Below are 12,329 nucleotides of genomic sequence, written 5' to 3'. Positions count from 1 at the left end.
GTGAGCGCTCAGCCCTGCGAGGCGTCCGCCAGCCGCGTGGTGCCCCCGCGCCGCTTGATGATGAGCAGGGCGAGCGGGATGGCCGTGAGCACCAACTGCGGCACGAGCGTCATGGCATCCGGGAAGATGCCGAGCGGCTCGAAGGTGAAGAGGGGCAGCGGCTTGAGCGGCACCATGCCCACCTCCTGCAGGGCACGCAGCCCCTTGCCGAGCAGGATGATGGCGGTGACGACGAGCAGCACCGTGGACGCCTTGAAGAGCGTCTTCATGGGCAGCTTGTAGCCCACGCGGTTGATGAAGAGCACCAGCACGGTGAGGGCCACGGCGCCCGCGGCACAGCCCCAGGCCACGCCGGAAGGCGAGTCCAGGGAGAGTCCCTGCAGGAAGATGGCCGTCTCCACGCTCTCGCGCAGCGCGGCGGAGAAGGCGATGGCGAAGAGGCCCACGCCGCTCCCCTTGCCGAGCGCGCCCTGCATCTTCTCGCGCAGCTCGCCCATGAACTTGCTCATGTTGGCGCGTGCGTTGAGCCACAGGGCCGCGTACAGCAGCATGACCACGGCGGCGAGCGCGGCCACGCCCTCGAGCAGCTCGCGGTTGGCGCCGCCCAGCAGGTGCCGGCCGAAGATGAAGAGGAGGGCGCCCAGCACCAGGGCGGACACCCAGCCGGCGTGCACCACGCGCGCGTATGCCGTCGCCTGCATCTTGCGCAGCATGGCCAGCAGCGCGGCGACGATGACGGTGGCCTCGAAGCCCTCGCGCAGGAGGATGAGCAGGGTGAGCCACAGCACCGAGATGAAGCTCGCGGTGGTGCCGCTGCCGCGCCGCGCCTCGTCCAGCAGGGACAGCAGGATGCGGCCCTCGTCCTGGAGGTGCGGGCTCTTCTGCTCGGCGGCGAGCCGCGTGGCCAGGAAGGCCTTCTCCAGCTTCAGCACCATCTCCGGATTGTGGGCACTCAGCATCACCTCCACCGGCTCCAGCCCGTTGAGGTAGGCGTCCAGCAGCGCGTTGCGCGCCCCGGCCGAGTCCCCGGCGGCGCCCAGCTTCAGCGCCTGCTCCACATGGCTTCTCGCCGTGAGCAGGCCGCGCTCCTCGTCCACGTCCGGCATCTTGCGGCGCAGGCACGCGAGGTGCTCCTGCCCATGGGCCTGGACGAGCTCGGGGTCCTTGGCGTTGGCGAGCTTCTCCAGCGAGACGCGCGGCGGGTTGCCCTCGCACGCGGGCTGGCGCAGGGTGAAGAGGTAGAAGGAGACGGCCCAGCGCTCCTCCTCGGAGAGGGTGGGGAAGCCGGGCATGGGCGTACCGGGTACGCCGAAGCCCACGGTGTTGAAGGCCTTGTACGGGGTGAGCCCGGCCATGGTGTCCGGGTCGTGGAAGTTGGCCGGCGGGGGCTCCATCGTCGCGGCGAGGGGCACCTGCGCGCGCCCGTCCTTGCCGTGGCAGGCCACGCAGTCCTGCTGGAACACCTTCTCGCCCAGCGCCAGGTCCGGCGGGGTGCGCGGGCTGCGCGCCAGGCCCCCGGCGAGCACCAGATCCTCCACCAGCTCGCCGCAGTCGCGGCTGACGCCCTCGGCATCCTCGGCCTTGTCCACCCGGGCCTTGATCTCCTTCAGGCGCGGCAGGAACGCCTCGCCCCGGGGACCCAGCTCTCCGGCCGCCTCGGTCGCCTCGGCGATGAAGCTGCGCTGCTCGGCCAGCTCGAAGTCGGACTTCGACTCCACCGCCATCGGGTAGTCGGCCTGGAGGTACTGGAGGATGCCCACCAGGCGGTGCCAGGTGCGCCCCTCGGACGCACCCTCATCGGCGGCGGCCAGGGGCGCCGCGAGCAGCAGGGACAGGAGCAGGAGGCCGGTGCGCTTCACGGCCAAGGGTGTACCAGTCCTCCGCCCCCATTTCAATTTTGATAATCAAAATCAAGATTCACCGGGAGGCCGTTGGCATCGCATCCAACAGTGCGGCTTACCGGGCGTGGAACGGCGCGGAGGTGCACCGTCAGATACCGGGAGGTCGGGGCGTCGGCGAGGGCGTCACCGGCATCCGGGAGTCCTCCTATGAGCGCGGACGGCAGTGGGCACCTGAAAATGTACATCCTCATCCGCGAGAGCGTGCCCACGGGCTTCGCGGTGCTGGCGGCGGCGCACGCGTCCCTGGCGGCGTATCTGAAGTTCCGGGACGCGCCCGAGGTGGCCGAGTGGCTCTCGGGGCCCTTCTACAAGGCCGTGTGCAAGGTGACGGACGAGGAGTTCGAGCGGGCCAGGGCCTTCGAGGACCACGTGGTGCTCACGGAGTCGGCCCTGGGCGGCCAGGAGGTGGCCATCGCCTTCAAGCCCCGCCGCGAGTGGCCCAAGCCCTTCCGCTTCTACCGCCTCTACCGCTCGTAGGTGAGGAAGGAGAAGGGCGGCTCGGTGGCGGTGGCCGGGTGGTGCTCCTCGGAGATGAGCCTCCAGCCGGAGAGGTCCACCTCGGGGAAGAAGGTGTCGCCCTCGTAATCCTGGCCGATGCGCGTGAGGTACAGCCGCCGCACATGCGCCAGGGCCTGCCGGTAGAGGTCCGCGCCGCCCGCGATGAAGGCCTCGTCATCGCCGCGCGCCAGCTCCAGCGCCTGCTCCAGCGAGTGTGCCACCTGCACGCCCTCGGGCGCGTAGTTCCGCTGGCGCGTCACCACCACCGTCTTCCTGCCCGGCAGCGGCCGGCCGATGGACTCGTACGTCTTGCGGCCCATGACGAGCGTGTGCCCCATCGTGAGCTGCTTGAAGCGCTTGAGGTCCGCGGGCAGCCGCCAGGGCAGGGTGTTGTCCCGGCCGATGCACCGGTTGGTGGCCATGGCCACGATGGCGGAGATCCTCATACGGCCACGGGCGCCTTGATGGCGGGATGCGGCTCGTAGCCGCTCAGCGTGAAGTCCTCGTACTTGAAGCCGAAGAGCGAGCGGACCTCGGGGTTGAGCGTCATCTTCGGCAGCGGCCGCGGCTCGCGCTTCAGCTGCTCGCGGGCCTGCTCCACGTGGTTGAGGTAGAGGTGCGCATCGCCCGTGGTGTGGATGAACTCGTGGGCCTGGAGCCCCGTCACCTGCGCCACCATCATCGTCAGCAGCGCGTAGGACGCGATGTTGAAGGGCAGCCCGAGGAAGATGTCCGCGCTGCGCTGGTAGAGCTGGCAGGAGAGCTTTCCGTCCGCCACGTAGAACTGGAACAGGATGTGGCAGGGCGGCAGCTTCATCGCGTCCAGGTCCGCCACGTTCCACGCGCTGATGATGTGCCGGCGCGAGTCGGGGTTCTTGCGCAGCTGCTCGACGAGCTGGGTCATCTGATCGATGGAGCCGCCGCCGGGCTTGGGCCACGAGCGCCACTGGTGCCCGTAGATGGGGCCGAGGTTGCCCTCCGCGTCCGCCCACTCGTCCCAGATGGTGACGCCGTGCTTCTGCAAGTCCTTCACGTTGGTGCCGCCCGCGAGCATCCACAGCAGCTCGTGGATGATGGACTTGAGGTGCAGCTTCTTCGTCGTCACCAGCGGGAACCCCTGCGTGAGGTCGAACCGCATCTGATGGCCGAAGATGCTCAGCGTCCCGGTCCCGGTCCGGTCGCTCTTCTTCGTTCCATGGTGGAGGACGTGCTCGAGCAGGGCGAGGTACTGTTTCATGGTCCGATCGATCACCCCGGCCGTTGCCAGGCGCAAATGGGGGACGGGCTTCTACTCCACGAGCTGTGGAGCGCGCGACATTCGCGAGCACGGGGGATGCCGGATCCACAACGGAGGCCCCCGGTACGAGCCCGCCGTACACGGGGAGGGCGGCTTCCGGTGGCGGTCTCGCACGGGAAGCCGTTAGAAGGGCGCCGCCATGAAGATCTACACGAAGACCGGGGACACCGGAGAGACGGGCCTGTTCGGCGGAGGCCGGGTGCGCAAGGACAGCGTGCGCGTGGATGCCTACGGCGAGGTGGACGAGCTGAACGCCTCGCTGGGGATGGCGCGCTCCCTGTTCATCACACCCACGGACCTGGACGCGCTGCTGCTGCGGTTGCAGGACCAGCTCTTCACCGTGGGCGCCGTGCTGGCTACCCCCGTGGGCACCAAGGCCTCCGAGCACATTCCCAAGATCAAGGCCGAGTGGGTGACGGACATGGAGAAGGCCATCGACACCTTCGAGACGGAGCTGTCGCCCATGACGCACTTCATCCTTCCGGGAGGCAGCCAGGCGGCCGCCGCGCTGCACCTCTCCCGCACGGTGTGCCGCCGGGCCGAGCGCCGCGTCGTCGCCGCCCTGCGCGAGGGCGAGGCCCAGCAGGAGGCCGTCGTCTACCTCAACCGCCTCTCGGACCTGCTGTTCGTCATGGCCCGCGTCGCCAACCACCGGGCTGGCATCGAGGACGTGAAGTGGATACCGGAGAAGCCCACGAAGTAGCCGTTACGTAGGGGACCGTGACTCCGCTGCCCACCGCACATCTCCGCCAGCTCACCGAGCAGGTCGGCTTCGACCTCGTCGGCTTCGCGCGCGCCGAGCCCATCCCCTCCGAGACGCTCTTGGGGTGGTTGGAGTCCGGCTGCGCCGCGGACATGGACTGGATGGGCTCGCGGGCAGCCGAGCGGTTGGACGTCTCCCGGCTGCTCCCCGGCGCGCGCACCGTCATCGCCTTCGCCACCAACTACTACCGCGATGAGCCCCGGGTGGAGGGCTCGCCCATCGCCCGCTACGCGCGCAGCCGGGACTACCACTCCACCCTGCGCGACAAGCTGAAGGCCTTCCGCAAGCTGTTCTCCGACGCCTACCCCGAGGTGCACCACTACGGCAGCGTGGACTCGGGCCCGTTGATGGAGAAGGTGTGGGCCGCGCGCGCGGGCCTGGGCTACGTGGGCAAGAACGGGTGCTTCATCACCGAGCCCTATGGCTCGTGGGTGCTGCTGTCCGCGCTCATCCTGGATGCCGAGGTGGATGCGTACGCGGGCGGCCCCGCCAGCGACCGCTGCGGCCATTGCCGCAAGTGCCTCATGTCCTGCCCCACCGGCGCGTTGCTGGGCCAGGGCCGCGTGGATGCGCGGGCCTGCCTCTCCTACCAGACCATCGAGAACCGCCACGCCGAGGTGCCCGAGTCCTTCCGCGTGGAGATGGACAACATCGTCTTCGGCTGCGACATCTGCCAGGACGTCTGTCCCCTCAACCGCAGCCCCGTGTTCACCCCCAACGAGCGCTTCATGCCCCGGGCGGTGGCGGAGCTCGGGGTGATGGAGCTGGCCGCGCTCACCCCGGAGCAGTACGAGCAGCTCATCCCCGGCACGGCGCTCGCGCGGGCCAAGTACGACGGGCTGCGCCGCAATGCCGTGTATGCCCTGGGCGCCGTGAAGCAGGCCGAGGCCCGCGCCCTCCTGGAGAAGCTGAGCCAGGACCCCAGCGAGCAGGTGCGCCACGCCGCGCAGTGGGCCCTCCGGCATCTGGACGCGTAGCCCCTTCCCGGCGAGCCCTCCGCACCCGTACCCCAGGGCTCGCCTCGACGGACTCCGGGTGCGCCGTTCGCGTGCCTGGTGGACAGATGCAGCGCGTCACCTTACTCGTCACCCGCGCGAAGTGCCGGGCGTTGTTCCGGGCCACGGGGCAATCTGCTACGTGGCTCGAAGCGATGCGCGCCTCTTCCACTGAAGCCGTCTCTCCTCGTCAGGTGCCGCTCGGCCCCATCTACGCCGCGCTGTTCGTCCAGGTGTTGATCAATACCGGTACGTACCTGGCCGGCAAACGCGCCATGGAGGAGCTGCCGCCCGTCACCGTGGTGCTCTGGCGTTTCCTCCTCAGTGCCACCGTCTTCTGCCTGCTGCTCCTCTTCACGCCCGGCCCCAAGCTGCCGCCGCGCTCCGAGTGGCGCCGCGTGCTGATGCTCGGCCTGCTCGCGGGCCCCATCAACCAGATGCTGTTCTTCTACGGGCTGTCGCACTCCACCGCTTCCCACGCGGCCCTGCTCTATGCGCTCACCCCGCTCGGCGTGTACTTGGTGAGTCTCGCGCGCGGGCACGAGCGGCCTTCCTCGCGCGCCACGCTCGGCATCCTCACCGCGCTCGCTGGCGTGGTGGTGCTGCTGCTCGGCCGCGGACTGGCCTCGGCGCGCGGCTCGCTCCTGGGAGACCTCCTCATCCTCGCCGCCGTGAGCGCCTGGGTCGTCTACACCACCGAGGGCAAGCCCTTCGCCGCCGCCCACGGCCCCCTGCGCTCCACTGCGTGGAGCATGGTCGCCGCCGCCGTGCTTCTGCTCCCCGTGACTCCCTTCGCGCTGGAGCCCGGCCGCACCTTCTCCGCCAGCCTCTCCGCGCTCGGCAGCATCGCGTACCTCGCCATCCTCACCTCGGTGGTCGCGTACCTCATCTGGTACTACGCCCTGTCCAAGGTGCCCGCCTCCCGCGTGGCCATCTTCTCCAACCTCCAGCCCGCCACCACCGCCCTCGCCGCGTGGTTGTTGCTCGGCGAGTCCCTGCACTGGGGCCTGGCCCTCGGCGGTGGGTTGGTGATCGCCGGCGTGCGGCTGACCCAGAGCGCTCCTCTTGCTCCAGTGCCTCCGCGGGCCCTGGAGGAGATGGTGGAGGCTCCGGTCCTCGAGGACTCGGGACGGGCTCGCGGGTAGACCCTCACCCTGACCTCTCCCAGAGGGAGAGGGGTGGGGACGCGGATTCAACCTGGGGGGCGTGGCACCCTCACCCCGTCCCTCTCCCAGAGGGCGAGGGGAGGTTAACGCTCGTTGGGATCCCAGTCCGAGATGTCCTTCTTCTTGGGCTCCGCCGGCGGTACCGGGCGCGGCGGCGGCTCCATCCGCTTCGGCGCCGACCTCGGCGCGGGCTCCGGTTCCGGCTCGGCTTCGGCCTCCGCTTCGGCCTCGGGCTCGTCCTCGCCGAAGATCCGGATGTCCCCGCTCTTCGCCGAGGCCTTCTTCACCGTGCTCTTCTGCTTCGGCGTGGACCGGACCTCGGGCGCTGGTTCCCTCTTCTGCTCCGCCTTCGGCGCGGGTTCCGGCGCGGCCTCCATGTCCGGGTCCGGCTCCTTGATCATGTCCGACGCCGGCTCGCTCTTCGGCTCGGGCTCCGCGGCCGGCTCCGAGTCCGAGGCCCGGTAGACCCCTCGGCGCACCCCGTCCCGCGGTGTCTCGATGCGCGCGGCCGGCGCCTCGCTGTCCCTGGCCGGTGCGTCGTAGCCCGTGTCCCGGAGCGAGTAGTGCCGGGTGGTGCACTCCGCCTGCTCCTTCTCACAGCCCTGGAGGCACTGGCTGAGCTGGCGGTACTTCGTCGTGCTGCCACCGTAGTCGATGGTGCAGTCCTCGCGGCAGGTCATGAAATCCTCACGGCAACCCGCGGGCACGGTGCGGTCGGAACCAGCGGCGAGCGTCAGGAGAACGACGAGCGGTAACGGAAGCATGGTGGACGGGGAGGCTAGCAGGCCTCCCGCCCGCCTGGGATACCGCCCCGGAGAGACAACGCGGGGCGACGGACTGGGGAAGGGGATGGCGAGGGCCTGCCCGCTCTCCTGCTGCACGGAGGCCCACCCGTGCCCACCTTCTCGTCTTCAACCCGGGACAGCGCGGAGGAGGCCATGCCGTTCCGCAAGCCCAGGCACCTGACATGGCGTGAGTTCGGCCGGCGCCTCTGGGTGGAGCTCGAGGAGGACGCGGTCACCGAGTGCGCCGCGCAGCTCGCCTTCTACTTCCTCTTCTCGCTCTTCCCCTTCCTCTTCTTCCTCGTGACGCTCGCGGCGTACCTGCCGTTCGCCCCGGGCGCCGTGGACGCCATGATGGCGCGGCTCGGCCCGCTCATGCCCGCCGAGGCCATGCAGGTGGTGCAGGGGCACCTCCAGTCGCTCGTCCAGGACAGCCGGCCCCGCCTCATCACCCTGGGCTTCCTGGTGGCGCTCTGGACGGCCTCGCGGGGCGTGGACGCGTTCCGCCGCGCCCTCAACCTCGCCTATGACGTCCCCGAGTACCGGCCCTACTGGAAGACCCAGGGGCTCGCCATCCTCATGACGGTGGCGGGCTCGCTGCTCATCCCCCTCGCCTTCGCCCTCTTCCTGCTGGGCGGCCATGTGGGCGAGTGGATCGCCGGGCGTCTCCACTTCCTCAACATCTACCACGCCGTCTGGTACTGGCTGCGCTGGCCCTTCACGGCGAGCCTCGTCATGTTGGCGCTGGCATTGTGCTACTGGCGCCTGCCCGCCGTCCGGCACCGCTACAAGTTCCTCTCTCCCGGCGCGGTGCTCGCCACCGTCCTGTGGCTCCTCACCACCTGGGGCTTCACGCAGTACGTGGAGCACTTCGGCCGCTACAACGTCACCTACGGCTCCATCGGCGGCGCCGTCGTGCTGCTGCTCTGGCTCTACCTCACCGGCCTCATCTTCATCCTCGGCGGCGAGGTGAATGCCGTCCTCGAGCACGCCGAGGCCGAGGCGGCCCAGGCCGCCGGAAAGCCTCCGCCCATCGAGGCGCCCCACCTCAAGGGCGCGCCCCAGGGCATCCGCTCGGGCCGGGAGCGGCTCGCCTTCTGGCGCTGGCGCCGGCGCATGGCCGAGCGCGCCTCCCCCGAGGTGCTTCCCCCCGCCGAGGTCCAGGAGAACGCCAGCGAGGGCTCGTCCCCGCGGGAGGAGCCGGGACAGCACTCCTCCCTGCACTGAGGGGCTACTTCTTCAGGCGCGCCTTGATGGGGGCCAGCCGCTCCGCGCCCAGGTTCGAGCCCGTCAGCCCCTTCTGCGCGATGTAGCTGTTGAGGTGCTGCACGCGCTCCGCGCTCGCCGGGTGCGTGCTCAGCCACTTCATGAAGCCCGGCGTCTTGCCCTCGGAGGCCGCCAGCTTCTGGAAGAAGGTCACCAGCCCGTGCGGATCATAGCCCGCCGCCGAGGTGTACTTCGCGCCCAGCTCGTCCGCCTCCGTCTCGTTGCCACGGCTGAACGCCAGCCCCGTGCCGGTGCCCGCCAGGCTCGCGGCGATCTGCGCCGCCGCCCCCGGGTTCTTCCCGAGCGCCGCCCCGATGACCGCCTCCTGGCCGTACTGGAGCATCAGCGCCTGCGCCGAGTGCCGGCCCGTCACGTGCGCGGCCTCGTGCCCCAGCACTCCGGCCAGCTCCGCCTCGTTGTCCGCCGCCAGCAGCAGGCCCGTGTACACGTACAGGTAGCCGCCCGGCGTGGCGAACGCGTTCACCGTCTTCGGGTCATCGATGACGTTGACCTTCCACTTCACGTTCTGCCGGTCGCGGTTCGCCGCCTGGAGGATGGGCGTGGCCACGCTGCGCACGTACTCCACCACCGCCGGGTCCTCGACGTACTTGATCTTCTCCTTCTCCTCGAGCTCCTTCTTCACCTGCAGGCCGAGCTGCGCCTCCTGCTCGTCGGAGATGAACAGGGCGGCCGCCGTGCGCCCCACGTTGAGCTTCTGGCCCTTCGCGCAACCCGTCGTGAGCCCCATCGCCAGCGAGAGGGTCATGACCACCGAGAGAATCCGCTTCATGCGTCGCCTTCCTTGTCTGGTGCTGCCGGATGACCCGGGGTCGTACTCAGCGTTCCGGGGGCTCGGCAAGCGTCCCCTGCCGGGTGGGCTCCCGCGAGCCGGCGAGCTGTGGACGGCCATGCAATGCACGGAGGCTACCGTCCCGGCGTGCCCCCGGCCGTGAGCGCGGAGTGCCTTGCCGCCCCGCCGGGCGCTGCGGACCTTAGGAGATGGCGCCCCTCCGGGTGCCAGGGAGGCCCCATATGTCTCGTCCCGTCTGGACCGGTGCCCTCGGTTTCGGGCACATGCACGTTCCGGTGCGGCTCTACGGCGCCGTGTCGCCCCGGCAGGTGCAATTCCACCTCCTGCACGACGCGGATGGTGCCCGCATCCAGCAGAAACGCGTGTGCTCGGCCGATGGGGAGGAGGTCCCCTTCGAGCACGTGGTGAAGGGCTACGAGGTCCGCCCCGGCCGTTACGTGGAGGTGACACGCGGCGAGCTCGAGGCCTTCGATCCGCAGGCCAGCCGCACCGTCGACCTGGAGGACTTCATCGAGCTGTCGGAGATCGATCCCATCCTCTTCGACACCACCTACCACGTGATGCCGGGGGAGAAGGCGCTGCGGCCCTTCGCCACGCTGGCCATGGCGCTGCGGGCCTCGGGCCGGGCCGGCATCGGACGGCTGGTGATGCACCTCAAGGGGCACCTGTGCGTGGTGTGGCCGCATGGGCGGGGCCTCGTCCTCTCCACCCTGCACTACGCGGACGAGCTCATCTCCCAGGACAGCTTCCCCGAGCTGTCCATGCCCGGGCCCCGTCCCGTGGAGACCGAGGTGGAGGCCGTGCTGCGCGCCGTCGAGGCCCGCACCGTCGACTTCGAGCCCCAGCGCTACCAGGACACGCACCGCGAGCGGTTGCTCGGCTTCCTCGAGCGGCGGGCCCAGAAGCACGGCGTCCGCGAGCTGCCTCCCGAGGCTCCACCGCCCGTGGAGCAGGAGGTGCCGCGCGCCAGCCGGGCGGGCAGGGCGGCCGTGCGTGGTGAGGTGAGTGAGCTCTCCACCGGGGGGAGTCTGCGGCTGCGCCCGCAGGCGGCTCGTGAGGTGCGGGAGCGGACGCCCCGCAAGAAGCCGGTGGGCACCCCGGCGCGCACCCGCGGCAAGAAGAAGGCCTGAGCGTCCAAACGACAACGGCGGATGGGCCCGTGAGGTGCCCACCCGCCGTCACAGCCGCGAAGCGCTGAAGGACTACTTCTTCAGGCGCGCCTCGCAGGCGTCGAAGTCGATGTTCTGGAAGTAGGCGTCCACGTACTTGGCGCGCTCGAACGGCTTGTAGTCCGGGACGAAGGCGTGCTCCCAGGCGTCCATGACGATGATGGGGGTGTAGCCGGCGATGTTGCCGTTCTCGTGCAGGGTGATCCAGTGGTTGGAGAGCCAGCCGGTGCGCGGATCCTGGAAGGTGACGGCCCAGCCGATGCCCGGCGAGGTGCCCACGGCCTTGAAGTCCGCCAGCCAGTTCTCATAGGAGCCGAAGCTCTGCTCCATGGCCTGCTTCAGCTTGCCGCCCGGCGTGCTGGAGCCGCCCGGCTTCATGTTGCCGAAGTAGTACTCGTGCAGGACCATGCCGTTGTACTCGAAGCCCATCCGGCGGGTCATCTCGGCGTAGGCCGGGTTGGAGCCGAGGGCCTCGCCCTTGGCCTGCATGCCCGAGAGCAGCTCGGTGAGCTTGTTGGTGCGGTTGACGTAGCCCTCGTACAGCTTGAAGTGCGACTCGAGCACCGCGTCGCTGATGCCCTTGAGCCCCTTGAGGTGGGTGAACTGCATGGGCGTGTACTTCTTCTGGATTTCGGCCATGTGAGGGCCTCCGGATGGGGAGAAGTGGCGTTGAACAAAGGCGTCCCTTCTACTCAGGGCTCGCCGTGTGTCGGGGTGTTGTTTCGCGCAGATGTGCGGGCGGCAACAAGTAAGAAATGCGTGGGGCGCGCGCATGGTGTTATGCCGCACACCCGCATGCCCGAGCTTCCGGAAGTCGAAATCGCCCGGCGCAACCTCGTCCATTGGCTGGACGGGCGCCGCGTGGTACGGGCCGAGGCCGACGACTCCCGCGTCTTCCGCGGGGCGCGCCGCGAGGACTTCGCCTCCCTCAGGGGCCGCCTGCTGTCGCTGGAGCGGCGCGGCAAATACCTCCTCTTCACCTTCGAGGGCGGCTGGGGCCTCATGGCCCACCTGGGCATGACGGGCCGCTTCGTCCGCCGCCCCGAGGGCGCCGCCGTCCCCTACAGCCGCGCCCGCTTCCACCTGGACTCCGGCGACGTCATCCACTTCGCCGACTCGCGCCTCTTCGGCCGCATGGAGCCGTGTGCCGCCTCGCGCCTGCACGAGCTGGACGCGGTGAAGGAGCTGGGGCGAGACCCCTTGGCCGATGGCCTCACCGCCGCGCAGCTCCAGGAGGCCGTGGGCCCCTCCAAACAGGAGCTCAAGGTGGCCCTGATGGACCAGGGCCGCGTGACGGGGCTCGGCAACATCCATGCCGCGGAGGCGCTCTACCGCGCCGGCCTGCACCCCGCGCGCAAGCCCGGCTCGCTCTCGCCCGAGGAGTGGCAGCGCTTGGCCGAGGCCATCCACGCCTCCATCACTTTCGGCCTGGAGGAGCAGCAGGGCGAGGAGCCCGCGTACCTGGAGGATGGGGCGGAGAACCGTTTCCTCGTCTACGGCCGCGCCGGGACGGCCTGCGCCCGGTGCGGGACGACCGTGCAGTCCTTCCCCCAGGGAGGCCGCACCACCCATTGCTGTCCCCAGTGCCAACCGAAGCACCCGGGCCGTAAACCCCCGGACGGACGGCGGAAGACAACTTCTCGCCGTCGTTGACACCCCCGGCCGGGTCCGGTTGACTCGC

General features: G+C 69.9%; 13 protein-coding genes. 7 read left to right on the top strand and 6 right to left on the bottom strand.

What is annotated here, in order from left to right; all coding sequences use genetic code 11:
- Positions 1-8: 8 nt before the first annotated feature.
- Positions 9-1,859 (bottom strand): FTR1 family protein, encoded by a 1,851-nt coding sequence (locus NR798_RS38630; RefSeq protein ID WP_375773895.1) that lies wholly within the window; start codon positions 1,857-1,859, stop codon positions 9-11.
- Positions 1,860-2,048: 189 nt separating this feature from the next.
- Between NR798_RS38630 and NR798_RS38625 the strand changes: the two genes are divergently transcribed.
- On the top strand, positions 2,049-2,378 hold the full coding sequence (locus NR798_RS38625; protein ID WP_375767574.1) for a hypothetical protein: 330 nt from the start codon (positions 2,049-2,051) through the stop codon (positions 2,376-2,378).
- Here the strand turns inward: NR798_RS38625 and NR798_RS38620 are convergent.
- Both NR798_RS38620 and NR798_RS38615 read right to left on the bottom strand, forming a co-directional pair.
- Positions 2,366-2,845: a dihydrofolate reductase gene (locus NR798_RS38620; RefSeq protein WP_375767573.1), complete on the bottom strand. Its 480-nt coding sequence runs from the start codon at positions 2,843-2,845 to the stop codon at positions 2,366-2,368. The two genes, NR798_RS38625 and NR798_RS38620, sit on opposite strands and share 13 nt — an antisense overlap.
- Positions 2,842-3,636, bottom strand: coding sequence for a thymidylate synthase (locus NR798_RS38615; protein WP_375767572.1), 795 nt, complete (start codon positions 3,634-3,636; stop codon positions 2,842-2,844). Before NR798_RS38615 ends, NR798_RS38620 begins: the two co-directional genes overlap by 4 nt.
- Positions 3,637-3,835: 199 nt before the next feature.
- On the opposite strand from NR798_RS38615, the gene NR798_RS38610 reads away from it, so the two are divergent.
- From NR798_RS38610 to NR798_RS38600, 3 genes are all read left to right on the top strand, one after another.
- A complete protein-coding gene (locus tag NR798_RS38610) occupies positions 3,836-4,399 on the top strand; it encodes a cob(I)yrinic acid a,c-diamide adenosyltransferase (protein WP_375767571.1) in 564 nt (187 codons plus the stop codon).
- Between the two features lie 17 nt (positions 4,400-4,416).
- Positions 4,417-5,436: a tRNA epoxyqueuosine(34) reductase QueG gene (gene queG / locus NR798_RS38605; protein ID WP_375767570.1), complete on the top strand. Its 1,020-nt coding sequence runs from the start codon at positions 4,417-4,419 to the stop codon at positions 5,434-5,436.
- A 173-nt stretch (positions 5,437-5,609) separates the two neighbouring features.
- Positions 5,610-6,599, top strand: a complete 990-nt coding sequence (locus NR798_RS38600) for a DMT family transporter (protein WP_375767569.1) — start codon at positions 5,610-5,612, stop codon at positions 6,597-6,599.
- Positions 6,600-6,703: 104 nt separating this feature from the next.
- Here the strand turns inward: NR798_RS38600 and NR798_RS38595 are convergent, their stop codons facing one another.
- Entirely contained in the window at positions 6,704-7,300 is a 597-nt protein-coding gene (locus NR798_RS38595; RefSeq protein ID WP_375767568.1) for a hypothetical protein, read from the bottom strand.
- A 258-nt stretch (positions 7,301-7,558) separates the two neighbouring features.
- Here NR798_RS38595 and NR798_RS38590 point away from each other — a divergent pair, with 258 nt between their 5' ends.
- Positions 7,559-8,629, top strand: a complete 1,071-nt coding sequence (locus tag NR798_RS38590) for a YihY/virulence factor BrkB family protein (RefSeq protein WP_375767567.1) — start codon at positions 7,559-7,561, stop codon at positions 8,627-8,629.
- 4 nt (positions 8,630-8,633) lie between these two features.
- Here the strand turns inward: NR798_RS38590 and NR798_RS38585 are convergent, their stop codons facing one another.
- Positions 8,634-9,458, bottom strand: a complete 825-nt coding sequence (locus tag NR798_RS38585; RefSeq protein WP_375767566.1) for a M48 family metallopeptidase — start codon at positions 9,456-9,458, stop codon at positions 8,634-8,636.
- Between the two features lie 242 nt (positions 9,459-9,700).
- Here NR798_RS38585 and NR798_RS38580 point away from each other — a divergent pair, with 242 nt between their 5' ends.
- Positions 9,701-10,609, top strand: coding sequence for a Ku protein (locus NR798_RS38580; protein ID WP_375767565.1), 909 nt, complete (start codon positions 9,701-9,703; stop codon positions 10,607-10,609).
- Positions 10,610-10,681: 72 nt separating this feature from the next.
- Here the strand turns inward: NR798_RS38580 and NR798_RS38575 are convergent, their stop codons facing one another.
- A complete protein-coding gene (locus NR798_RS38575; RefSeq protein ID WP_375767564.1) occupies positions 10,682-11,287 on the bottom strand; it encodes a superoxide dismutase in 606 nt (201 codons plus the stop codon).
- Between the two features lie 156 nt (positions 11,288-11,443).
- Here NR798_RS38575 and mutM point away from each other — a divergent pair, with 156 nt between their 5' ends.
- Positions 11,444-12,301: a bifunctional DNA-formamidopyrimidine glycosylase/DNA-(apurinic or apyrimidinic site) lyase gene (gene mutM / locus NR798_RS38570; RefSeq protein ID WP_375767563.1), complete on the top strand. Its 858-nt coding sequence runs from the start codon at positions 11,444-11,446 to the stop codon at positions 12,299-12,301.
- Positions 12,302-12,329: the final 28 nt, after the last annotated feature.

The sequence above is a fragment of the Archangium gephyra genome (assembly GCF_042230915.1).
Taxonomy (GTDB): Bacteria; Myxococcota; Myxococcia; order Myxococcales; family Myxococcaceae; genus Archangium; species Archangium gephyra_B.
The sequence above is the reverse complement of the archived record's forward strand: the minus strand, read 5'-3'. Positions and strand labels throughout refer to the sequence as shown.